Below are 23,278 nucleotides of genomic sequence, written 5' to 3' on the forward strand. Positions count from 1 at the left end.
GCGTATCAGGCCCGCCGCCGCCCGCGAGGATTGCGCTGCCGGAGCTTTCGAAGCAGGTTTCACGCGGTTTGTGATGTGGACCCGTTACGCTCTCAGCGCCTGCGCCGGCGATTGCCGATAGGCGAGCACTGCCGGCAGCGCAGCGAGAATTGTGGCAAAGGCAAGCAGCACTGCCGCAAGCCAGGCGTCTTCACGGGCGAAGCCGACCGGCATCGCGACCCCGCTCGTTTGCGAAAACATGCCGGACAAGATGAGAGCCGCGGCATAACCGAGTACGAATCCGAGGGCGATGCCGACCGCCATCAGGAAGAAGAATTCCAGCCAGACGATGCCGAAAATCGCCCCGCGCGGGGCGCCGAAGGCCCTCAGCGCGCCGATCTGCCGACGGCGCTGGCCGATATGGATGACCGTGACCAGCACCAGCGAGGCTGCGACGAGAGCCTGCGCGCCGGAGGCGACCGCGACGAGGATCTGTTTGGCGTCGCCGAGCGTGGCGTAGAGATTGGTCAGCACCTCGCCGGGAAAAACGGCGACGGTATTGCCGCTACGATAGTCCTGCCGCAGCTTGTAGGCATCGGCAATCGTCTTCGGCTTGACCAGAATGGCGGGAAGGCCTGGAGCGCCCGCAGTCCAGCTCTCATCAAGCGCGGCATCCGGATCGGCCTCGCCGTGATGCTCATGCCCATCGTGGTCAGCGCCGGCTTTCTCAGGCGCATGAGCAGGTTCAGCGTTATCCGTTCCGGACGCCGCTTCATGCTCGTGCTCACCGTCTTCCGCATGTTCCTCCGCCTCCATGCCATGGATGTGCCAGACGGCCTGGATGGGAACGAGAATCGCCCGGTCCCAGGCGGTGCCGGTCGGCCGCAAGCGGCCGGCGATATGATAGACAAGCTCTGTATGGGTCTCTCCGCCCTCTTCCAGCGACCCGTGCATCGGCTTGATCTCGCCGCCGAGCGACAGCTTGACGGCCGCGCCGATCACGGCTTCGCCCTCGTGTGAGAAAATCTCGCCTTCGGCCAAGCCGCCGGACAGGTTCTGCGCCAGCATGGTCGTCGTGCCGACGATCGGATAGCCGGAGAAGGAATCGCCAAAGCCGATCGGAGCTGCCCAATCGACCCGTGGATCCGCGGCAAGCTTGCCCAGCACTTCGCCTGGCATCAGCGGCAAAGGCGAGGGCTGCAGGAAGACGGAGGACAGCACGAGCTGCGTCTCGCTGCCGCCGGCGCCGATGACAAGATCGAACTTGTCGGCAGCGCGTGCGCTGCCGAGACGAAGCGCCCGCTCCTGCAGGACGACAGAAACGCCAAGCGCGGTCGCAAGCGCCACCAGCAGCACGACCACCAGCGATCCCACCCAGAGGCGACGAAGATCGGAAAGGATGAAGCAGATCATGCAGCTTCTCCCGCCGTTGCCGCGGAATCTTCGCGGATCCGGCCGGAACCGAAGGTGATGCGCCGGTCGAGGCGGCTGGCCAAGCGGTGGTCGTGTGAAATGACGATCAGCGTGCTGCCTTCGGAAATGGCCAGATCGAGGATGAGATCGCCGACCGCCTCGCCGCTTTGGGCATCGAGGCTTGCGGTCGGCTCGTCGGCGATGATGACGCCGGGCTTGCGCAGCAGTGCTCGGCCGATCGCCACGCGCTGCATCTCGCCGCGCGACATGGTTTCGATTTTCTGGCCGGGGCGGGAAAGACCGACCGTGCTCAAAAGCGCATGCGCCCGCTCGATGACATCAGCCGTGGCAGCGCCGGCAAGCCGCGCCGGCAGGAGTACGTTCTCCAGCGCCGACAGGCCGGCAAAGAGATGAAACTCCTGCATGACCAGGCCGATATTGGCGGCACGGAACCGGTCGCGCCGGCTTTCTGAAAAACCCGCGATATCCTCGCCGTTCCAGCGGATGCGGCCTTGCCGTGTCCGCTCCAGCCCGGCAACAATATTGACGAAGGTGCTCTTTCCGGAGCCGGAAGCGCCTGTAATGGCGACCCTGCTGCCGGCATCGATCGACAGGCGGCCGATCGCCAGTGCCGGCGAGGACAGGCCCGGGAAGGCAACGGTCAGGTTTTCGATATCGAGAGCGAGCATATCGGTTCAGACGACGGAATATTCGGCCTGGCGGATCCGCAGCAGGCTGACGAAGCCTGTCTCCGGATCCGTCCACGAACCGTATTCAAGCGTCCCACGCACTTCGATCGTCTGGCGCGACTGCACGAAGGTCTGCTTCTCGCCGAGATAGACGACGACGATATTGTCCGGCCAGTCCGCATCCGAGGAACAGAAGGGGCAGAGCGACATCGGCACCTCGGTGAGCACGAAGAACTGGGCCTCGGCTTTCAATGGCGGCGCCATGAAACCTTCCATGCTGATCCCTTCGCCGGCAAGGCGCTTCACCTTGTCGGAGAATTCGAGGCCGAGCACGCCGAACTTGCCGTAAAGTTCATCGAAGCTGATCAAGGAATCCGCAGCAGAACTCGGGCGCGCAACAGCGGCCAAGGCCAGCGTGCCGATGGTGCCGATCAGGCCGCGGCGGCTGAGATACAGCGAAGGGAGCTTTTCCATGGCGATCTCCAAGAATGAAATCCCGGCCGCTGAACGGCCGGGACTTGATCGATAAAAGAGGCCAGGCCGGCAACAGGCCTGGCCGGATCCGCAGATCAGTTCGTCTGCTCGGCGCCGAGAGCGAAGGTGTCGGCGAGCACGCGATAGACGTCGCTCTGTTCCATGTAACCATGGAAGCCTTCGGCGCCCGGCCCAGCCGATTGCAGAACGACGTCATCGACGGCGTGGACGCCACTATCGCCGCTCTTCGGAATATTGCCCTGAACGAAGACCGCGCCGGGAACATCCTTATACTGCTCGTTGGCGACATATTCCTTCTTTTCGTTCTGGACAGCCGGAACGAACGGACCACCGAGCTTCGGACGGAAGGTCTCGTAGTGATCGGGGCCATTGTTGGCACTCAGGAACAGGCGGCGGCTGACGTCGACCTTATCGGGATAACCGTCGCCGTTTTCGTCCTTGTAGTTCGGGAAGCCGGCTTCGGCATAGGTCCCGACCTTTTCGCGCATGTCCGTGCCCGGCTTTTCATCATCGACAGTACCGATGATGGATACGCCGTGCGTATGGTCGCCGGTGACGACGATCAGCGTCTCCGGATGGGCCTTCTGGAATTCGCGGGCAACGCCGATGGCCTGGTCGAATTCGATGGTTTCGTAGACGGCACGATCCCAATCGAGCGGATGGGACATTTTGTCGATCGAGGAGCCTTCGACCATCAAGAAGAAGCCATCAGGATTCTTCGAGAGGCGGTCGAGCGCAACCTTGGTCATGGCGACGAGGCCCGGCTGGTTCGGGAACTTGTCGACGGTGCCCTTCTTCAGGAACTCGCGATCAAGCGTGACGTCCATATTGCCGGTGTGGAAGAGACCGAGGAGATTGCCTTCAGCCGATGCATTGGCTGCGAGCTCGTTCTTGTCGGTGGCAAGCTTATAGCCGGCATCCTGAAACTGCTTGATGTAGTCCTGATTGTCCTTGCGCTTGGAACCGGCGACTTCCTTGCCGAGGAAATAGGCCGAGCCGCCGCCAAGGAGGACTTCCGGCTTGACGTCAAGCAGCATGCCGACGACGTCGGCCTTGTCGTTGCGGTTGCGGGTGTGAGCAACGACCGCAGCCGGCGTGGCGTCTTCGACCTCGGCCGTTGCAACGATACCGATCGACTTCTTGGTCAGGCGGCGAACGGCTTCTGCGAAGGTTTCAACACGCGGATCATCGAGGGAGGCCGGCGTACGGTCCGCGTAAACGCCGATCGCGTTGACGGCCGTCTTGTGACCCGTCATGTAGGCCGACATGGTGTTGGCTGAGTCCGTATCGACGGCATTCGTCGCCGACGTGCCGATAAAAGCCATACGCTCGAGATCGTCCATATTCAGGCGGCCATTCGCCTTACCTTCGGTCATGCCCTTGGACATGATGCGGGCAGCGGTGCGATGCGCAACGGAAAGCCCGTCACCCAGCAGGAAGATGATGTTCTTGGCCTTCGGCTGGGCGGCTGTTTCGTAAACTTTCCAGGTGACGGACTTCGTTTCGTCGCCGGCAGCGACTTCGATCTTGTAGTCGCCCGGAGCCGAAATCTTCAGGCCGCGCAGCAGGATAGCGGAGCCGAGAGCCTTGTCGTCCTTGCCCTTTTCCAGTTCGACGAACTGCGCCTCGCCCCCAAGCACGGTCTTGTAGTCCTGGCCGTTGACCGTGATCTTCACGTCTTCGGGCTTGACCTGCTTGTTGAGCTCGACCTTGAAATCGAACGGTGAACCGGCAAGGATCGTCGCGCGATCAAGCGGATAGACCGTCGTCGCCTGAGCAGCGCCCGCAAGGATGGTGGTAGCCGCAAAGGCGGCAAGAAGCGTACGCATGGAAAACCCCCGTTTTCGTTGCAGACATTAACAACCGGGTCGGGATACCTCCCGAGGATGACAGCGGCATGACAAAACGTCGCAGCATTGCGGCGCTGCTTTCGCCTGCCGGCTCAAAGCGCAAAAACCTTGACTCCTGTGGAAAACCTTCTAAGAGCAACTTCGGAAAAGGAATCTCCATGGTTCGCGACGAACACGCCATTGCCGAATGCAATGACCGGGCACGAGTTGCCGGGGTGGACATTGCCGTTCCGGTTTCTGCCAAAACCAAGGCCAAAACGACGACGAAAACCGTCTGACGTCTCTGGCCTGCCGCTCTCTCCCCGGCTCGGCTGGGGACAGGAAGACGCGATTAATCGCGCCTTTCCCCTCACCGGACAAGAGGAGCGAAGAGAAAGAGAGCTTGAGAAATGGGTTTCAAAGTAGCAGTTGCAGGAGCGACCGGAAATGTTGGCCGGGAGATGCTCAATATCCTCTCCGAGCGAGGCTTCCCCGCCGATGAGGTCGTGGCACTCGCCTCCTCGCGTTCGCAGGGCACCGAGGTTTCCTACGGTGACCGGACGCTGAAGGTCTCCAATCTGGAGAATTACGATTTCTCCGATACCGACATCTGCCTGATGTCGGCCGGCGGCGAGGTCTCCAAGAAGTTCTCGCCGAAGATCGGCCAGCAGGGCTGCATCGTCATCGACAATTCCTCGGCTTGGCGCTACGACGCCGACGTGCCGCTGATCGTGCCGGAAGTGAACCCGGATGCGATCAGCCAGTTCACCAAGCGCAACATCATCGCCAATCCGAATTGCTCGACCGCCCAGCTGGTGGTGGCGCTGAAGCCGTTGCACGACTTCGCCAAGATCAAGCGCGTCGTCATCTCGACCTACCAGTCGGTTTCCGGCGCCGGCAAAGACGGCATGGACGAGCTGTTCAACCAGACGCGCGCCGTCTTCGTCGCCGATCCGATCGAGAACAAGAAGTTCACCAAGCGTATTGCCTTTAATGTCATCCCGCACATCGACGTCTTCATGGAGGACGGCTACACCAAGGAAGAGTGGAAGGTGCTGGCCGAGACGAAGAAGATGCTCGACCCGAAGATCAAGGTGACCTGCACCGCGGTGCGCGTGCCGGTTTTCATCGGTCATTCGGAATCGGTCAACATCGAATTCGAAAACGAGATCACCGCCGACCAGGCCCGCGACATCCTGCGCGATGCACCGGGCTGCCTCGTCATCGACAAGCGCGAGGATGGCGGCTACATCACGCCATATGAATCCGCCGGCGAGGATGCGACCTACATCTCGCGCATCCGCGAGGATGCGACGGTCGAAAACGGCCTCAACATCTGGGTAGTTTCCGACAATCTGCGCAAGGGCGCTGCGTTGAACGCCATCCAGATCGCCGAGCTGCTCGTCAATCGTGGTCTCGTCAAGCCGCGCAAGCAGGCTGCCTGATACCATTTGTAAACCATAATATGCTAAAGCCCTGCTGATGATGAAGGCAGGGCTTTTTGCCGAATTGTGGACGCTTCTGTCCATAAGCGCTGGCTGAAAAAGGTGATCGTGACAAGATCGCCTTCGGCTGGCATTCTGCCCGGCATCAAGCCAAAGCATGCCGTCCAAAACCGTGCAGCGGTTCGGGACAGCGACATGAACAGAATGAAGACTTTGAGCGCGTCGCATGGCCTCGATCGGCCGCGGCGCGCTTCAGCAGACCGGAGCGGGGTTTCTCATGCGCATGACAACATTTTTTCTGGCGGCGTTTACGGCGGCGGGCGTCCTCCACGCGTTGCCGGCAGCGGCCCAGGGCGCTCAATGCGGCAATAATAGCAGCGGTTTCGGTGCATGGGTCGCCGACTTCAAGCAGGAAGCGGCGGCAAACGGCGTCAGCCGCTCGGTCCTCGACCGCGCCTTCGCCAACGTCAATTACAACAGACCGACGATCGCCGCCGACCGCGGCCAGAAGAGCTTCAAGCTCTCCTTCGACGCTTTTATGCAGAAGCGCGGCGGTGCCACGGTCATCTCCCGCGGCCGCAGCATGAAGGCAGCCAATAAGGCGCTTTTTGCCTCGATCGAGCGCCGTTTCGGCGTTCCGGCCGGCCCGCTGGTTGCCATCTGGGGCATGGAGACCGGTTTCGGCAGCTATATGGGCAACCAGCATACGCTATCGGCTGTTTCGACCCTTGCCTATGACTGCCGTCGCTCGGACTATTTCACCGACCAGCTCTATGCAGCACTCCAGCTCGTCTCCGAGGGTTATCTGAGCCCACAGGCCAAGGGCGCTGCCCATGGTGAAATCGGCCAGACGCAGTTTCTGCCGCGTAATGTCGTGCGCTTCGGCGCCGACGGCGACGGCGACGGCCGCGTCGACATGGTCGGTTCCCGCGCCGATGCACTGGCCTCAACGGCGAATTTCCTCAAGGGCCACGGCTGGCGCGCCGGCGCCGGCTATCAGCCGGGAGAGCCGAATTTCGTCGCCATCCAGGGCTGGAACGCCGCCAGCGTCTACCAGCAGGCGATCGCCTATATCGGTCAGCAGATCGACGGCAAATAAGCTCGACTGAATACGCCAAAACGCCGCTGCGATATGCGGCGTTTTTCATATGCGGGAATCAAAGCCACCGCCCGACACCGCCTTGCGTCGCTCCTCCTGGGCCGGGGCCGGCAGGGTCGGTCCCGAGACGACGCAGTTGCGGCCGGAGGCCTTGGCGGCGTAAAGCGCCAGGTCGGCGCGTTTGACCAGATCCTCGAAGTTCCGGTTGGTGGCTTCATTTGCCCGTCCGGCGCATCCGAAACTTGCCGTCACCTTGAGAACATCGCCGCTCGGCAGGGGGATTTCCGCCGCCTCGATCGCCAGCCGCACACGCTCGGCAACGATTGCAGCATCGTCAGGCGTCGAATCCGGCAGAAGCGCCAGGAACTCCTCGCCGCCATGGCGCACCAGCAGATCGAAGGAACGAAAATTCTTACGCGCGACGCCCGCGACATGCCGGAGCACAGCATCGCCGGCGTCATGCCCGTGAACGTCGTTGATCTTCTTGAAATGATCGAGGTCGAAGAGCACGACGGAAATCCAGCGTGATCCGTGCTCGGCCTGTGTGAGAAGTGCGGATGCGGCGACCTCGAAGCCGCGCCTGTTGTAAAGCCCGGTCAGAAGATCGGTCTGGGCGGCGCTGCGCAGCTCGCCGACCAGCGTCTCCCGATCCTGGGTCAGTCGGTCGATCAGGCGAAGGCCCTTTGCCGCCAGCAGCAGCACCAATGTGGCGAGAATCAGCAGGCCGGCACACAGCGCCAGGATCCGCGTCAGGTGTATGTGCGAGCGCGTCGACAGGTTTTCGCCGGTCTCGTGAATATCCTGTGCGGCCTCGATCATCCTCTGCTGCAGGAAGCTCATGCGCTCGCTCTGCGCGGCGGCCCAGACGTCATGCACCGCGCGTGTCGGCCGCGCTCCGGCGAGAATGGCATCGGTGATCGCATTCGCCTTTACCTGGCTGGCGCTGCCAAGATAAGCGACGATGTTGCGCACGACCGGCGCGGAGGAATGGAAAACCATGTGATCCATGCCCTCGCCGAGCATGACCTTGCCCTGCACGAAGAGCTCGACCGGCAATCTGGCGGAAACCCCCTGGTTGAGATAACGGGTGCCGATCCCGGTGATCAGCCTTTCGCCGTAATAGGTCAGCAGGATGCCCATCAGCTGGTTGGATTTCTCAAGCAGCACCGGATCGCTGATCAGCGGTGAAAGCGCATCGACGACGGCAAGCTGCTTGAGAGCCGCATACCAGTAAATGGAACCGGGATCGCTGCCGGCATAACGGCCCTGGTCGACGGCGCTGCGCGCCGCGACGATACGGCTGTAGGCAAGGCTGAGAATCGATAATTCGCCGACGAGCCCCTCGTCGAGCGCCTCGCGGGAGGGCAGGCTGGCATAAAAAGCGCGGCGTTCGCGATCGAGCGTCACCCGGCTTTGCTGCATGTCGATAGCAGTCATGTCGCTGGGATCTGCGAGGTAGCGGCGGGTGGCGCCAATTTCAGTCAGAATCTCCGTGGCGGCGATCGACCCGCCACGGGCAAGCACATCGGCGAACTGCCGGTCCTTTTCGAGGTTCCAGTAATGATTGACCGAAGAACGTATGACGACGACGCCTTCAATGAGCATGAAGACGAAGGGCAGCATGATGGCGGCCAGGATAACCTTTTTAATGGTTTCGAACTTCATCGCCAATCGCCACGGTGATCAAAACGTCGGTCGTGCGCGACCAATTGACGGCGAGCTTAACAACAATCCTTAAAAAACTGATAAACCGGCATGTCCCTAGATTTCGGGACGAATGAAGTCGCGTGTCTCGGCGTCCATGACCCAGAGTTCACCAGTCGAAATGTCGAACCAGGCGCCGTGGAGATGCAGGTTTCCCGCTTCCTCGAGCGCCTTGATGTCGGGAAAGCTTCTGAGATTGTTGATCGAATTGCGGATGGAGACACGCTCCAGCGCCGTCTGCCGCTCGGCGGCCGTCATCACGTCGTTGCTCTGGATCTGCTCGGCGGCAGGTTTGACCAGCGACATCCAGCGGCCGATGAAATCGCCGGGCGACAATGGCTCGGCATTCGGATCGAGCGCTGAACGGATGCCGCCGCAGCGGCCGTGACCCATCACGACGATATCCGAGACCTTCAGCACCTGCACGGCAAATTCGAGTGCGGCCGACGTCGAATGAAAATGGCCATCCGGCTCGTAGGGCGGGACCATGTTGGCAACGTTGCGAATGACGAAGAGCTCGCCCGGGCCGGCATCGAAGATCAGCTCCGGTGCCGCGCGAGAATCCGAACAGGCAATGACAAGCGTATGGGGACTTTGACCATTTTCGGCAAGCTGCCGATACCTGTCGCGGGCGTCGGAATAGCGCCCGTTCATGAAGTTGCGATAGCCGTCCAGAAGAGGGTTTGGAAAACGCTGCATGCTTCTGGATTAGCGCGCGCGGACGACAAGATCAACTGCTGCACCGCAAAATGAACATATTGGCAGATGGGTCACTTTTTCCGTCGCTGCGCCGGGTGCACGAGCCGGCGCATCTGCACCATGGCCATCGGCGTCGAAAGGCTGGAAGCATCGCTCGCCAGCATCAACTCGTTGCTGCCGCGCTTGACGGCCCGCGCAAGCACCTCGAAGACGCTGGCCGTGGCAAGTTGCAGCGCCTTTTCGTCCTCGAGCCCGGAAAGCAGGCGCGACAGGAAGACGGCGGCAAGTAGGTCGCCTAGACCATTCGGCGGGTTTTCGACGACACGGTGCTCGGCAAGAAGCGCGTGGCGACCGGAAAGATAAAGATTGCCGGTACCGCCTGCCATCATCGGAACGGCTGAAGTGACGAGCATGCGCGATGGTCCGAGCGCGAGCGCCGCCTCCATGATCGTGCTGTTGTCTTCCAGCGCCGCCCCCGAAAGCCATGCGAGCTCGTACCGGTTCGGCGTCGCGAGCGAGGCAAGCGGAATAAGATGATCGCGAATGGCCTCTGCAGTCGCTTCCGGCACATAAAGGCCGCCGAGATCGCCCATGACGGGATCGCAGACATACAGCAGCTCGGGATTGTTTTGCCGGAGCGCACCGATCAGCCGGGCGACGGAGCGCGCCTGGGCAGCATTGCCGAAATAGCCCGAAAGCACCGCCTTGACTTCGCCGATCCAGGGTGCGCGGATCAGGTCGTCGATCGCCGCGTCGAAATCCGCTTCCGCAAAAGTCAGTCGCGTCGAGCGGCCGTGGCCGGGATGCCAGGGAAGCACGATGGTCGGCATGGCCCAGACCGGATGACCGAGCGTCTCCAAAGCAAAGACGGCTGCCCGGTTTCCGACCGAGCCACGCACAACATGGCTGGAAATGACGATGACTGCGCCCGCTGCATTTTCCGACATGATACTCGATATCCGAATGACGATCGCCGTTGATGATCTTTTTGACGCCACGCTGTCAACCATTCTTCATGCGAGCATGGAAATGTGCGGCAGAACGAAAAGAACCACAGACGGGCTTCCCTTTCGAATGGCGACGAGAGCGGAAAATCTCTAAAAATCTCTCGTTTCAAGCATCAAAAATCACCAAAACATCTCTTCGGACCGCTCTTTTAGAGATTTTTTCGAGGAATCTTCTGCTAGCTTGCGAAAAATCAGACATTGAGGGAGGCGATCCATGGCTGCCAGAAACAATCCGAAACGGGAAAAGCAGGTCGAAAGCGCGCGCAAGATCGCCAAAGCGACGGGTGAGGCGCATCTCGATCCGGAAATTCTCTTCGGCCGGGCAAGCAATGACGATCTCGAGCTCTACACGCCGGAAATGCTGGCACTCTCCGCCGTGCATTCGGCAAAGGAACTCGACGCCTGGAACGGCAAGGCGCCTCGCGTCAGCATCGACACCATTGCCGATGTAACGCCCGGTGGCATCGCGGTTTCGGTGCTTTCAGTCACCGACCAGAACATGCCTTTTCTGTTTGAATCGGTCATGGGCGAAGTCACGAGCACCTATCGCGACCTGTTCATGGCCGTGCATCCCATCCTGATCATGGAAAAGGGCAAGGCGCCGGCGCACTATTCCGCCGATCACCCAAGCGATCCGGTCAACCGCGTCAGCCATATCCAGCTTCATGTCGCGCCGCTCAATTCCGCCCAGGCCGCCGATCTCGTGAAACGTATCGAAAAAGTCCTCGAACAGGTCCGCCTGTCGGTTTCCGACTGGAAGCCGATGCTTTCCAAGATCGACGGCGTGATCGCCGAGCTTGCGGCCAATGGCGCCAGCCGGAAGAAGGCCGATCGCGACGAGGCCGTCGCTTTCCTGACCTGGCTGCGCGATGAGAATTTCACGTTCCTCGGCATGCGAGAATACGTCTATTCCGGCAAGGGGACCGATGCCAGGGTCGAACGCGACAAGGGTGCTGGCCTCGGCATCCTTTCCAATCCCGATGTACTGGTGCTGCGCACCGGCAAGGACGCCGTGACGACGACACCTGAAATCCTTGCCTTCCTCGACGGCCCGGACTTCCTGATCGTCACCAAGGCGAACGTGAAATCGATCGTCCATCGCCGGGCCTATATGGATTATGTCGGCGTCAAGCGCTTCGACGCGGAGGGCAACGTCACCGGCGAACTGCGCATCGTCGGCCTTTTCACCTCGACCGCCTATACCTCGCTCGCCTCGGAAATCCCGCTGCTGCGTTCCAAGATCGAGAAGGTGAAGGAACATTTCGGCTTCGACCCGATGAGCCATTCCGGCCGCATGCTCGACAACACGCTGGAATCCTATCCGCGCGACGATCTTTTCCAGATCGACACTACGCTGCTTGCAAGTTTTGCCGAACAGATCAACGACTTGGCCGATCGGCCGCGCGTCCGCGTCCTGCCGCGCATCGACCATTTCGACCGCTTCGTCTCGGTGATCATCTACGTGCCGCGCGAGGAGTATGACTCGATCGTCCGCGAACGGATCGGCACCTATCTGAAGACTGTCTACGACGGCCGTGTCTCGGCCTATTATCCGGCTTTCCCGGAAGGCGGCGTGGCGCGCGTGCATTTCATCATCGGCCGCTCGGGCGGCAAGACGCCACGCATTCCGCAGGCAAAGCTCGAGCAGGTGATCCGCGAAATCACCGCCCGCTGGGACGACCGTTTCGAGGCGCTGGCGGGCGCCAAGGCGCCGAAGATATCCGTCGACCAAGCCTTCCAGGATTCCTTCACGCCGGAAGAAACCGTGGCTGACCTCGCCGATATCGGGGCCTGCGCCGCCGGCGAGCCGCTTCGCATTCAGTTCTACCATCGTCAGCAAGAACAGGGCCGCACCCTTTCCTTGAAGATCTTCCACGCCGGCGGCCAGCTGGCGCTGTCGCGCCGCGTGCCGCTTCTCGAGAATCTCGGCTTCAATGTCGTCAGTGAACGCACTTTCGACATCGGGGTGCCGGCCGCCGATGGAGAAAAGAAACTCGTCGTGCTGCACGATATGGAGCTCGAGGCCCGCAATGGCGGCGAGATCGATCTGCAGCGTTACGGCGCCGCCCTCGAGGAAGGCTTCGTCGCCGCCTTCGCCGGCACGATCGACAATGACAGCTTCAACCGGCTGATCCTTTCGGCCGGGCTCTCGGCGCGCGAGACGAACGTACTGCGCGCCTACGCGCGTTATCTCCGCCAGGCCGGCATCGCCTATTCGCAGGATTATATCGCGACGACGCTCGACAAATATCCCGGTGTCGCCGCCGCTATCTTTCGTCTCTTCCATGACACGCTCGACACCAGGCTTTCGGAGAAGATCCGCGTCAAGAAGCTTGCCGAACTGCACCAGGCGATCGAGGCCGAGCTTGCCAACGTGCCGAGCCTCGACGACGACCGTATCCTGCGCCGCTACGTCAACATCGTCGATGCGACGCTGCGCACCAATTATTTCCAGAAGCACCCGGATGGTTCGCCGAAACCGATGCTGGCCTTCAAGCTTGATCCGCATCTGGTCGACGGGCTGCCGCAGCCGAAACCCTTCCGCGAGATGTTCGTCTACGGCGTCGAGGTGGAAGGCGTGCACCTGCGCTTCGGCAAAGTGGCGCGCGGCGGCCTGCGCTGGTCGGATCGCGCCGAGGATTACCGCACCGAGGTGCTCGGCCTCGTCAAGGCGCAGCAGGTCAAGAACGCTGTCATCGTGCCGGTCGGCGCCAAGGGCGGTTTCTATCCGAAGAAGCTCCCTGTCGGCGGCAGCCGTGACGAGATCTTCAACGCCGGCCGCGAGGCCTACAAGACCTACATCCGCACGCTGCTTTCGATCACCGACAATATATCAGGCGCCGATATCGTGCCGCCGAAGGATACGGTCAGGCTCGACGGTGATGACCCTTATTTCGTCGTCGCGGCCGACAAGGGCACTGCGACCTTCTCCGACACCGCCAATGCACTGGCGCAGGAAGCCGGCTTCTGGCTGGACGACGCCTTTGCCTCCGGCGGCTCGGCCGGTTACGACCACAAGAAGATGGGCATCACTGCCCGCGGCGCCTGGGAAACCGCAAAACGCCATTTCCGCGAGATGGACATCGATATCCAGACGACGCCCTTCACTGTCGCCGGCGTCGGCGACATGTCCGGCGACGTCTTCGGCAACGGCATGCTGCTCTCTCCGAAGATCCGGCTCATTGCCGCCTTCGATCACCGCGACATTATCATCGATCCCGACCCCGATATGGAAAAGACACTGACTGAGCGCCAGCGGCTCTTCGACCTGCCGCGTTCAAGCTGGCAGGATTTCGACAAGAGCGTACTGTCGAAGGGTGCAATGATCATTTCGCGCGCAGCGAAATCGGTGACGCTGACGCCGGAAGCGGTTGCCGCGATCGGCATCGACAAGGCCGTGGCCACGCCCTTCGAGATCATGACGGCGATCCTGAAGAGCCCGGTCGATCTGCTCTGGTTCGGCGGCATCGGCACCTATGTGAAAGCGCCGTCCGAAACCGATGCCGAAGTCGGCGACCGCGCCAACGACCCGATTCGCGTCGCGGCGACAGAGGTGCGCGCCAAGGTGATCGGCGAGGGCGCAAACCTCGGCGTCACCCAGAAGGGCCGCATCGCCTATGGTCTCAAGGGCGGGCGCTGCAATTCCGACGCCATCGACAACTCGGCCGGCGTCAACACCTCGGACGTCGAGGTCAATATCAAGATCGCGTTGGCAGCCGCCATGCATGACGGACGCCTGACGCGTGCGAAGCGCGACCAGCTTCTTTCTTCGATGACCGGCGAAGTGGCGACCTTGGTGCTGCGCAACAACTACCTGCAGTCGCTGGCGATCTCACTGACAGAACGCAAGGGCACAGCAAACGGTCTGCAGCTTGGCCGCTTCATGACTGTGCTTGAGGGCGCCGGCCAGCTGAACCGCAAAGTCGAGACGCTGCCGGACGACCAGACCCTGGCCGAACGCTATACAGCCGGCAAGCCGCTGACGCGGCCGGAAATCGGCGTGCTGGTATCCTATGCCAAGATCGTACTCTTCGACGCGCTGGCCGCAAGCGATCTGCCGGACGATCCCTACTTCATCGCCACGCTTTTGAATTATTTCCCTGTGAAGATGCAGAAGTCGAATGCCGGCGATATCACCAGCCACCGCCTGAAGCGCGAAATCGTCGCGACCGTGCTTGCCAACGAAGCGATCAACCGTGGCGGACCAAGCTTCACCGTCGCCATGATGGACGCGACGGCAGCTTCGGCACCGGAAGTGGTGCGCGCCGCAATCGTTGCCCGCGACGGTTTCGACCTGACCCGCCTCTGGGCCGAGACGGACGCCCTGGACGGCAAGATAGCAGGCGAGATGCAGAACCGCATCTACGAGGAGATCGGCCACAGCTTTGTCGTGCTGACGCGCCTGCTGCTGAAGACGGGCATGACCAAGGCCGATATGGCGGAAGTGATTAGCCGGCTGCAGGCGGCCCTGAAGAAGCTGAAAACCGCCTTCGCCGGACAGGTGGCCGGCGAGGTCGCCGTGCGCCAGGCGGAGTACAGCCAGGCGGGCCTGCCCGAAAAACTTGCGGCCGAGATCGCCAGCCTCCCGATCTTCGCACTGGTGCCGGAGATCATGCAGATCGCAGAACGCACTGGTGAACCGCTGGTGCGCGCCGCCGAGAACTACATCGCCGTGTCGCAGACCTTCCGTATCGGCAGGCTGCTGGCGGCGGGCGGGCGGATCCTCACCTCAGACCATTACGAGAATCTGGCGCTTGCCCGCAGCATCGACCAAATCGCCAGCGCAAGGCGCGACATCGTCATCTCGGCCCTTTCCGATCACGGCAAGGAGAAGCTTCCCGTTCAAGCCTGGCATGCGCAGGATCGCATCCGCATCAACCGCATCCTCGAGGAGCTTTCAAGCCTCAGCGACGGCGGCGATCCCAATCTCGCGCGTATTACCGTTGCTGCAGGTATCCTGACCGATCTTGCGCGCGACCGGGCGAGGTGAGACAGTCCGCGTCAAAACAAGGAGCGGATGTTGAATCGCATTGACTGGACAGGAACGCAACCGCCGAAGGCCACGGAGAAGGGCATCTGGGGGTGGATGTTCTTCGACTGGGCAGCACAGCCCTTCTTTACCGTGGTCACAACCTTTATCTTCGGCCCCTATTTCGTTTCCCGCCTGACCGATGACCCGGTTTCCGCGCAGACGACGTGGAGCAACATGGCGACGATCTCCTCTGTGATCATCGCCCTGCTCTCACCCGTTCTCGGTTCGATCGCCGACCAGTCCGGCGCACGCAAACCTTGGATCGGCTTCTTCGCGATCATCAAGATCGCCAGCCTCTCCTGCCTGTGGTTTGCCGCACCCGGTTCGCCTATTGTCTATCCCGTCATTTTCATGATCCTCGCCTCGATCTCGGCCGAGTTTTCGATCGTCTTCAATGATTCGATGATGCCGCGCCTGGTCAGCAAGCACGAAGTCGGCAAGCTTTCCAACACCGCCTGGGGGCTCGGTTACCTCGGCGGCATCATTGTGCTCATTGCCGTCGTGACGCTTTTGGCGGCGAGCCCCGAGACCGGCAAGACCATCCTCGGTCTCGATCCGCTATTCGGCCTCGATCCTCAGACCGGTCAGGATGCACGCATCACCGGGCCGATCTCGGCCGTCTGGTATCTGATCTTCATCCTGCCGATGTTCTTCTTTACGCCGGATGTCGGCAGGGGTCTTCCCTTCGGCACCGCCGTCCGCTCCGGCTTGCGGGAACTCAGAAACACGCTTGGCGAACTCAGAGAACGCCGCGGCATCCTGACATTCCTCATCGCCCGCATGATTTATCAGGACGGCGTCAACGGCCTGCTGATCCTTGGCGGTATCTTCGCGGCCGGCATGTTCGGCTGGGCGACGATCGAGATCGGTATCTACGGCATCATCCTGAATGTTGTCGCGATCTTCGGCTGCCTGATCGCCGGCCGCGTCGACAAGAGCGTCGGTTCGAAGGTGACCGTCGTCATCAGCCTCACCATGCTGCTTCTCGCCACCATCGGCATCATCTCGACAGGACCGGGTTACACCCTATTCGGACTGATGCCACTGCCGACGGCCGATTCCGGCGGCCTTTTCGGTACTGCCGCGGAAAAGGCCTATATCCTCTATGGTTTGCTGATCGGGCTCGCCTTCGGGCCGGTGCAGGCCTCGTCGCGCTCCTATCTCGCCCGCAGCGTCAGCCCGGAGGAAGCCGGCCGCTACTTCGGCATCTACGCGCTTTCGGGCCGCGCCACCAGTTTCATGGCGACGCTGCTCTTCTCTCTGGTGACTTATATGAGCGGATCACCGCGGCTCGGGATGGCAACGCTGATCCTCTTTCTTGCCGGCGGACTGGTGCTCTTGTTCCGTACACCCTATCCGGCCGCCCGGGCATAGGAACGAGCCCGATCAAACCGGAGATGAGCGTGTGACCGCGCCCAATCCTCATTCAGTGCCGGAAATGGCGCATGCCGGTAAAGACCATTGCGACGCCGTGTTCGTTAGCGGCATCGATGACCTCCTGGTCGCGCATCGAACCGCCCGGCTGGATAACCGCCGTCGCCCCCGCGGCGATCATCGACAGAAGACCGTCGGCAAAAGGCAGGAAGGCTTCGGAGGCGACCGCCGAGCCATGCGTCATCGGCACTGCGAGGCCGAGCGCCTTGGCAGCCTCTTCGGCCTTCAGCGCGGCAATGCGGGCGGAATCGACCCGGCTCATCTGGCCGGCGCCGATGCCAGCGGTCTGGCCGTCCTTGGCATAGACCACGGCGTTCGACTTCACATGTTTGCCGACCTTGAAGGCGAACTTCATGTCATCAAGTTCCTGCGCCGTCGGCGCACGCCTGGTGACGACCTTGAGTTCCAGATCCTCGACCATGCCGTTGTCGCGGCTCTGGACGAGCAGGCCCCCGGAAACGGTCTTTGCCGTCAGGCCCGCGGCACGCGGATCGGGCAGGCCACCGGCAGACAATAGTCGCAGGTTCGGTTTGCGGGCGACGATCGCCTTCGCCTCCTCCGTGACATCCGGCGCGATGATCACTTCGGTGAACAGCTTGACGATCTCTTCGGCCGTTTCGGCATCCAGCGTTTGGTTCAGCGCGATGATGCCGCCGAAGGCGGAAACGGAATCGCAGGCGAGCGCCCGCCGATAGGCCTCGACCAGGCTCGATCCGGTGGCGACGCCGCAGGGATTGGCATGCTTGATGATCGCGCAGGCCGGCGCCCTCTCAGGCAGGAACTCGGCGACCAGCTCGTAGGCCGCATCCGTATCGTTGATATTGTTGTAGGAGAGCTGCTTGCCCTGGAGAAGAGCGGCCGTCGAAACACCCGGACGCTTCTCGCCGGTTACGTAGAAGGCGGCCTTCTGGTGCGGGTTTTCGCCGTAGCGCATCTCTTCCTTCAGCGCGCCGCCGATGACCCGGTGGCGCGGCGTGTCGATCGACAGCGCCTCAGCAAACCAATTGGAGATCATTGCATCATAGGCGGCGGTGCGGGCATAGGCTTTGGCAGCCATACGCTGGCGGAAGGCATAGGCGGTCTTGCCGTCATCTGCGGAAAGCTGCTCCAGCAGCTCGGCATAATCGGCCGGATCGGTCAAGGTTGTCACATAGGCATGGTTCTTGGCCGATGCGCGGATCATCGCCGGGCCGCCAATGTCGATATTCTCGACCGTCGTCGGATAATCGCCGCCGGCTGCGCGCACCTGCTCGAAGGGATAGAGGTTGATGACTGCGAGGTCGATGCCCTCGATGCCATGCGTTTTCATCGCTTCCTGGTGTTCGCTGTCGTCACGGATCGCCAGCAGGCCGCCATGCACCGTCGGATGCAGCGTCTTCACACGCCCATCCATGATCTCCGGAAAACCGGTGACTTCGGAAACATCGGTGACGGCAAGACCGGCAGCAGTGATCGCTTTATAGGTGCCGCCGGTCGAAAGCAGGCGCACACCTCTGGCAGACAAGGCGTGGGCGAGGTCGACGATCCCGGTCTTGTCGAAGACGGAGATGAGCGCGGTCTTGATTTCGACCTTGTCGGGGGCGGGGATCTTCTTGGAAATGACGGCCATGAAACCTTCTCCGTTCGGGCTTCGGGAGGACATCCGCAAGGGATGTTCGCATGCTGGCGTCGCGTTAGCACAGGTTTGCCGCCGCGCAAACAGGCCTCAGAGCAGATGTCGAAAGCACGAGCCATTTTTGGACGGCATCGTACTTTACTTCCTTGATGTGGATGCGATCCCAATCTTTGGCCATTCGGCCCAAGATCATCCACCCCTAGCTTTTGCGGGACAAAAACCAGCGGATTTCCATCTTCTCGGCAAGATCGAAATCGATCTCGATCTGGTCCGAGCCGCAAATGCCGGAGCTGTCGGCAAAGAAGATGTCCTCGGTGATCAGCACTTCATTGCCAGGTGCGGAAAACAGCCAGCTTTCGCCGTCCGGCGCCGTCAGCAGCACGGACTCGCCATCACTCTGATGCAGGACGATCGAAGGATGGATATGAAAGCGGGCGACCGCCTTCAACGGTTCGTCATGCTCATATCCTTCGCGGACGACGAGCCGGTCGCGGCCGGTCACGATCGAGCCTGCAGCATTGAGTGTCAGCTCACGCTCGTGCAGCACCCCGAACACCCTGAGATAACCGTCATGGCTGAGCTTGATGCCGTCGCGTCCGTCCTCGGTTTCGGCACGCTCGACGGTGATTGTCCTCACCGGTTCGGTGATTGCGTGGTTAAGGAAGGGCGAGGGCGAAAAACGGCTGGACGAGGTGTCGTTGAGGATGACGGTCGAATGCGCCGCCGTCGTGCGCGCCATCTGGACATAACGGTGCCCGGCAAATTTCGGCGAACCGGAATTGACGATGAATCGATGGCGTCCGGACGACATCTCGAAGGAGAGGCTGCCGGCATGGACGGTCCGAAGCGCGCCTCCAGAAGGCGGCGTGCCGGTATCGGCAATGATCACCGTCTTTCCCCCGGAAAGCCGCTGATAGCGCGAATGCGGCAAAGCCTTGAACGGCTGGCCGGCGGTCTCGTCATACCGCAGCACCGACATCAGCTCGTTTGCGAGCGTCGAGGTCGCCCCGTTGAAGAGCGCCAGGTCCCCGTCCTGATGGCGAAAGAACCGCAATGCCGGATAGATGCGGTCTATGCCGGAGATCAGCTTCTGCGGCAGGTCATGGCCGAGATTGACATAGGTCTGCCGGAGCGGCAGCAGATCGAGCAGCAATTCCAGCCCGACGCGCGGATTGCGCGACACATGGCCGCCATCCGGCAGAATCTGGCTATCGAATTCGCGGTCGAGCGCCTGCGCCGCCCTTCTGAGCGTAGAGGCGCGGGTCGGCATGGCGACGGAAGCCATGGCGAGCGCGATACGCAACCGAAACAGCTCCAAGCCGCCGAGGGTAAACGGCGCCATGCGGCGCAGGAACCTCACCTGGAACGCCAGCGACTTCATGAAGCGACGATAGAAGCCGCGGTCGGCATTCTGCAGCACCACCGGCGAATGCGACAGCCAGGCGATAACGCGTTGCGCGGTGACGTCGGTCTCCCAGGCAATCCCCTCCATGCGACCGGCATGGATGGAAAGCCAGCTGTCGACGATCGCGCGGGCGGCAGCCGAGTTGCGCTCCGTCTTGTTCGCCCGCATGTGACGCAGCCAGCCGAAGCTGTGAAGACGGGTCGCAAAGGGTCGTGAGGGCAGGGTGAAGGTGAAGGGCGACTTTCCGTTCGTTTCCAGCATGCGCCCGGCCAGGAGAAACCGTCCGTTGAGGATTTCGTCGGCCACATGCGGATCGATGCTACGGAGATCGGTCGGCGCCACGATCAGACGCTCGGGCACCTTGATCGAATGGCGAAAGAGCTTCAGGCGCAGCAACGCGACGCGGCGCAAGGCGCGCCGCCAAGCCTCCCGAACATACATGCTCGCAAAACGCCGACCGGACTGCATATTCTATTGTCTATTGACCCTCGTGGTTAAGAATAGGTGAAAAGCGGCCGATTTCATCGCCCGCAATGAATTAATTCGTGACAAGGTTCGAATATACGCAAATTAGCGTGTTTTACCTGAAGTCATGCAAGCGGTTTTGGAGAGAACGGCATGCGTGATACGAGGCTATGCAGCACCTCGTATAGGCCAGATCGCCGCGAGCGCTAAAACCTTGCAATCAGGCCACGCGCCGCAGCACAGCCGCATAGAAGCCGTCGAGGCCGGAGGCAATGCCTTCGGGCATTTTCAGCATAGTGGGAAGCGTGCGGAATTCGCCGAGCGGCGTGATCGCCGCCTCAAGGCCGGGCCAGTCACTGGCGCCGATCGGAACGCGCTCGACCGCATCCGTATCGGAAAGAACGCGGGCGACGACGTCCTCACCCTCGACAGGATCGAGCGAACAATTCGAAAAAACCAGTGTACCACCCGGCTTCAGCAATGTCAGCGCATGACGCAGCAGCCGTTCCTGCAGCGCCGCCAGCCTGGCGATATCCTCAGGTCCCTTGGTCCACAACACGTCAGGGTGCCGGCGTGTCGTGCCGGTGGAAGAGCAGGGAGCATCGAGCAGGATCGCATCGAAACGTTCCGCCGGCTCGAATGTCGTCAGATCTGCCGCAATCGTCTCCGCCTTGAGGCCGAGCCGGTCGAGATTCGAGCGCAGCCGTCTCAGCCGGCTTTCCGACTGGTCGAGTGCGGTGACTGCGCCGCCGGCAAGGATGAGCTGCGCCGTCTTGCCGCCGGGCGCAGCACAGAGATCGGCGGTACGTTTGCCCAAGAGATCGCCAAAAAGCTTCGCCGGGATGCTTGCCGCTGCATCCTGCACCCACCACGCGCCCTCATCGAAGCCTTCGACCGAAGGAATGCTGCCGTCGAAGGCGGCGAGCCGCACACTGCCCGTGGGCAGGACGACACCATTCAGCCGCTTCGCCCAATCTTCAGGGTCGGACTTGACGGTCAGATCGATTGCCGCCGGTTCGAGCTGGGATTCCGAAATCGCCAGCGCCGCGTCCCGGCCATAGGCCTTTTCCAGCCTGGCGATGAACCAGGCCGGCATCGGCGCGACCTTGCCGATTTGATCAAGCACCTGCTCCTTCTCGCGGCCGAGCCGGCGGAGTATGGCATTGACCAGCTTGGCGAAACGGCGGTTGCGTGGATCCAGATTGGCCTGCTCGACGGCAAGATCGACAGCCGAATGATCCGGCACGTCGAGATAGAGGATCTGCGCCGCCCCGATTGCGAGCACGTGATGCAGCGCCCTTGCGCCCTCCGGCAGCGGCGAATCCAGCAGCCCTGCAATCGCGGCATCGATGCGCGGCAGGTGGCGCAGCGTCGTGTTCAGGATGGCGCGAACGAGCGCCCTGTCGCTTTCGCCGAGCGCCCTATAGGCCGGATTGCCGTGTTCATGATCGAGAGCGCCATCGAGCGGCAGCTTGCGGTCGACGACGGCAGCAAGAATTTTTGCCGCCGCGGCCCGGGCCTGCAGGCCAGGCTTATCAGGCGCAGGTCGCTCAGTAGAGGGCTTATGCTTGCGGAATGGCTTCTTCGTGCCGTTTGAATTCAAGACCACGGACCTTTTGGCGGTTGCGAACCACCGCGACCAAGACCCGTATCCGGAACAGAGCGCGATTTGCGCGACGGATTAGCAGCACGAGCCGGCGACGTCGAGACATTCATGCCGCTTTGCGCCATGTCGTGCAGCGCAGCGATGCGGTTTTCCGTGTTCGGATGTGTGGAAAACAGATTGTCCATGCGCTCGCCGGAGAGCGGATTGATGATGAACATATGCGCCGTTGCCGGATTGCGCTCGGCGTCTTCGTTCGGCACGTGGGCAGCGCCGCGCGCGATCTTGCCGAGCGCCGAAGCGAGCCAGAGCGGATTGCCGCAGATCTCGGCGCCGCGGCGGTCGGCCGAATATTCGCGCGTGCGGCTGATCGCCATCTGCACCAGCATGGCGGCAAGCGGCGCCACGATCATCGCGACGATGACGCCGACGAAGCCAAGGGGATTGCTGTTGTTCTCACGGTTGCCGCCGAAGAAGAAGGCGAAGTTGCCGAGCATGGAGATCGCACCGGCAAGCGTTGCCGTAATCGTCATCGTCAGCGTGTCGCGGTTCTGAATGTGGGCCAGTTCATGCGCCATCACGCCTGCGACCTCCTCGGCAGACAAGGCGCTGAGCAGGCCGGTCGAGGCAGCGACGGCGGCATTGTCGGGATTGCGGCCGGTGGCGAAGGCATTCGGCTGAGGGCTGTCGTAGAGATAGACCTTCGGCATCGGCAGGCCGGCATTGCGGGCGAGATCGCGCACGATCCGGAAGAATTCCGGCGCGTTGCGCTCGTCGACCTCCTGCGCGCGATAGGCCGAAAGCACCATGCGGTCGGAATTCCAGTAGGAGAAGAAATTCATGCCGGCGGCAATGACGAACGCGATCATCATGCCGGCCCGACCGCCGATCAGGAAGCCGACAAACATGAAAAGCGCCGTCATGAAGGCAAGCAACATGGCAGTGCGAACGAGGTTCATGGCGGATCTCCATCTCCGATTTCGGCGTCACAAGCTTTCAATCCCGACACCGGCGCATTATGATTTGGTTATTAACCAGCCATTTTCAATATTTCCGGCAGGAGACGGCCATGCAGGACGCCGATAACGACAATAGCGAAACGCCGATGGCCGAGGGAACGGAGCCGCCGCGCAAGATGCTGTCCCCGGCTGCCAGACGCGCCCTTGCCGAAGCCGAGGAGCGGCGACAGAAGCAGAAGCCGCTGGAGCTGCCGCCGGAGATCGGCGGCCGCGGCGGAGCCGAGCCGGCGCGCTTCGGCGATTACGAAATCAATGGCCGAGCGATTGATTTCTAAGTCAATATTGCCATTGGCGTCTTACGGTCGGAATAGCCAAGAATCCGGCTAACGAAAGAGCCGCTCCGGAA

At 61.6% G+C, this 23,278-nt stretch carries 17 protein-coding genes; 6 read left to right on the forward strand and 11 right to left on the reverse strand.

What is annotated here, in order from left to right:
• Positions 1-84: 84 nt before the first annotated feature.
• The 4 genes from AC2444_RS21375 to AC2444_RS21390 form a co-directional block, all read right to left on the reverse strand.
• Positions 85-1,392, reverse strand: a complete 1,308-nt coding sequence (locus AC2444_RS21375; RefSeq protein WP_113546686.1) for an ABC transporter permease — start codon at positions 1,390-1,392, stop codon at positions 85-87.
• Positions 1,389-2,081, reverse strand: a complete 693-nt coding sequence (locus AC2444_RS21380) for an ABC transporter ATP-binding protein (RefSeq protein ID WP_128448920.1) — start codon at positions 2,079-2,081, stop codon at positions 1,389-1,391. Before AC2444_RS21380 ends, AC2444_RS21375 begins: the two co-directional genes overlap by 4 nt.
• A 6-nt stretch (positions 2,082-2,087) precedes the next feature.
• Positions 2,088-2,555: a hypothetical protein gene (locus AC2444_RS21385; RefSeq protein ID WP_012759510.1), complete on the reverse strand. Its 468-nt coding sequence runs from the start codon at positions 2,553-2,555 to the stop codon at positions 2,088-2,090.
• A gap of 95 nt (positions 2,556-2,650) precedes the next feature.
• Complete coding sequence (locus tag AC2444_RS21390; RefSeq protein ID WP_012759511.1) at positions 2,651-4,405, reverse strand: alkaline phosphatase; 1,755 nt, start codon at positions 4,403-4,405, stop codon at positions 2,651-2,653.
• Between the two features lie 68 nt (positions 4,406-4,473).
• On the opposite strand from AC2444_RS21390, the gene AC2444_RS21395 reads away from it, so the two are divergent.
• From AC2444_RS21395 to AC2444_RS21405, 3 genes are all read left to right on the forward strand, one after another.
• Entirely contained in the window at positions 4,474-4,704 is a 231-nt protein-coding gene (locus AC2444_RS21395) for a hypothetical protein (protein WP_012759512.1), read from the forward strand.
• Positions 4,705-4,815: 111 nt separating this feature from the next.
• Entirely contained in the window at positions 4,816-5,850 is a 1,035-nt protein-coding gene (locus tag AC2444_RS21400) for an aspartate-semialdehyde dehydrogenase (protein WP_012759513.1), read from the forward strand.
• Between the two features lie 277 nt (positions 5,851-6,127).
• Complete coding sequence (locus tag AC2444_RS21405) at positions 6,128-6,949, forward strand: lytic murein transglycosylase (RefSeq protein WP_041935703.1); 822 nt, start codon at positions 6,128-6,130, stop codon at positions 6,947-6,949.
• A gap of 45 nt (positions 6,950-6,994) precedes the next feature.
• Here the strand turns inward: AC2444_RS21405 and AC2444_RS21410 are convergent, their stop codons facing one another.
• The 3 genes from AC2444_RS21410 to pdxY all read right to left on the reverse strand — a co-directional run bounded on the left by AC2444_RS21410 (position 6,995) and on the right by pdxY (position 10,299).
• Positions 6,995-8,614: a GGDEF domain-containing protein gene (locus AC2444_RS21410; RefSeq protein ID WP_012759515.1), complete on the reverse strand. Its 1,620-nt coding sequence runs from the start codon at positions 8,612-8,614 to the stop codon at positions 6,995-6,997.
• A 96-nt stretch (positions 8,615-8,710) separates the two neighbouring features.
• On the reverse strand, positions 8,711-9,352 hold the full coding sequence (locus tag AC2444_RS21415; RefSeq protein ID WP_012759516.1) for a carbonic anhydrase: 642 nt from the start codon (positions 9,350-9,352) through the stop codon (positions 8,711-8,713).
• Between the two features lie 71 nt (positions 9,353-9,423).
• Complete coding sequence (pdxY, locus tag AC2444_RS21420; RefSeq protein ID WP_012759517.1) at positions 9,424-10,299, reverse strand: pyridoxal kinase PdxY; 876 nt, start codon at positions 10,297-10,299, stop codon at positions 9,424-9,426.
• Between the two features lie 274 nt (positions 10,300-10,573).
• Here pdxY and AC2444_RS21425 point away from each other — a divergent pair, with 274 nt between their 5' ends.
• Together AC2444_RS21425 and AC2444_RS21430 are read left to right on the forward strand one after the other, a co-directional pair.
• Positions 10,574-15,349, forward strand: a complete 4,776-nt coding sequence (locus tag AC2444_RS21425) for an NAD-glutamate dehydrogenase (protein ID WP_012759518.1) — start codon at positions 10,574-10,576, stop codon at positions 15,347-15,349.
• Between the two features lie 27 nt (positions 15,350-15,376).
• Entirely contained in the window at positions 15,377-16,765 is a 1,389-nt protein-coding gene (locus AC2444_RS21430) for an MFS transporter (RefSeq protein WP_012759519.1), read from the forward strand.
• A gap of 52 nt (positions 16,766-16,817) precedes the next feature.
• On the opposite strand, the gene purH is transcribed toward AC2444_RS21430, so the two are convergent.
• From purH to htpX, 4 genes are all read right to left on the reverse strand, one after another.
• A complete protein-coding gene (purH, locus tag AC2444_RS21435; protein WP_012759520.1) occupies positions 16,818-18,434 on the reverse strand; it encodes a bifunctional phosphoribosylaminoimidazolecarboxamide formyltransferase/IMP cyclohydrolase in 1,617 nt (538 codons plus the stop codon).
• Between the two features lie 205 nt (positions 18,435-18,639).
• The gene (locus AC2444_RS21440) at positions 18,640-20,313 is read right to left on the reverse strand and encodes a heparinase II/III family protein (RefSeq protein ID WP_041935601.1); all 1,674 of its coding nucleotides are present in this window, start codon (positions 20,311-20,313) and stop codon (positions 18,640-18,642) included.
• A gap of 217 nt (positions 20,314-20,530) precedes the next feature.
• Entirely contained in the window at positions 20,531-21,919 is a 1,389-nt protein-coding gene (locus AC2444_RS21445) for an RsmB/NOP family class I SAM-dependent RNA methyltransferase (RefSeq protein WP_041935602.1), read from the reverse strand.
• The gene (gene htpX, locus AC2444_RS21450; protein ID WP_012759524.1) at positions 21,910-22,872 is read right to left on the reverse strand and encodes a zinc metalloprotease HtpX; all 963 of its coding nucleotides are present in this window, start codon (positions 22,870-22,872) and stop codon (positions 21,910-21,912) included. The genes AC2444_RS21445 and htpX overlap by 10 nt, the downstream gene beginning before the upstream one ends.
• Positions 22,873-22,982: 110 nt before the next feature.
• Here htpX and AC2444_RS21455 point away from each other — a divergent pair, with 110 nt between their 5' ends.
• The gene (locus AC2444_RS21455; RefSeq protein ID WP_012759525.1) at positions 22,983-23,207 is read left to right on the forward strand and encodes a DUF1674 domain-containing protein; all 225 of its coding nucleotides are present in this window, start codon (positions 22,983-22,985) and stop codon (positions 23,205-23,207) included.
• Positions 23,208-23,278: the final 71 nt, after the last annotated feature.

It is taken from the genome of Rhizobium sp. WSM1328, from assembly GCF_057653715.1.

Coding starts and splice junctions, on each gene's coding strand:
- AC2444_RS21375 (WP_113546686.1), bottom strand. CDS start 1,392: ATGATCTGCTTCATCCTTTCCGATCTTCGTCGCCTCTGGGTGGGATCG.
- AC2444_RS21380 (WP_128448920.1), bottom strand. CDS start 2,081: ATGCTCGCTCTCGATATCGAAAACCTGACCGTTGCCTTCCCGGGCCTG.
- AC2444_RS21385 (WP_012759510.1), bottom strand. CDS start 2,555: ATGGAAAAGCTCCCTTCGCTGTATCTCAGCCGCCGCGGCCTGATCGGC.
- AC2444_RS21390 (WP_012759511.1), bottom strand. CDS start 4,405: ATGCGTACGCTTCTTGCCGCCTTTGCGGCTACCACCATCCTTGCGGGC.
- AC2444_RS21395 (WP_012759512.1), top strand. CDS start 4,474: ATGACAAAACGTCGCAGCATTGCGGCGCTGCTTTCGCCTGCCGGCTCA.
- AC2444_RS21400 (WP_012759513.1), top strand. CDS start 4,816: ATGGGTTTCAAAGTAGCAGTTGCAGGAGCGACCGGAAATGTTGGCCGG.
- AC2444_RS21405 (WP_041935703.1), top strand. CDS start 6,128: ATGCGCATGACAACATTTTTTCTGGCGGCGTTTACGGCGGCGGGCGTC.
- AC2444_RS21410 (WP_012759515.1), bottom strand. CDS start 8,614: ATGAAGTTCGAAACCATTAAAAAGGTTATCCTGGCCGCCATCATGCTG.
- AC2444_RS21415 (WP_012759516.1), bottom strand. CDS start 9,352: ATGCAGCGTTTTCCAAACCCTCTTCTGGACGGCTATCGCAACTTCATG.
- pdxY (WP_012759517.1), bottom strand. CDS start 10,299: ATGTCGGAAAATGCAGCGGGCGCAGTCATCGTCATTTCCAGCCATGTT.
- AC2444_RS21425 (WP_012759518.1), top strand. CDS start 10,574: ATGGCTGCCAGAAACAATCCGAAACGGGAAAAGCAGGTCGAAAGCGCG.
- AC2444_RS21430 (WP_012759519.1), top strand. CDS start 15,377: ATGTTGAATCGCATTGACTGGACAGGAACGCAACCGCCGAAGGCCACG.
- purH (WP_012759520.1), bottom strand. CDS start 18,434: ATGGCCGTCATTTCCAAGAAGATCCCCGCCCCCGACAAGGTCGAAATC.
- AC2444_RS21440 (WP_041935601.1), bottom strand. CDS start 20,313: ATGCAGTCCGGTCGGCGTTTTGCGAGCATGTATGTTCGGGAGGCTTGG.
- htpX (WP_012759524.1), bottom strand. CDS start 22,872: ATGAACCTCGTTCGCACTGCCATGTTGCTTGCCTTCATGACGGCGCTT.
- AC2444_RS21455 (WP_012759525.1), top strand. CDS start 22,983: ATGCAGGACGCCGATAACGACAATAGCGAAACGCCGATGGCCGAGGGA.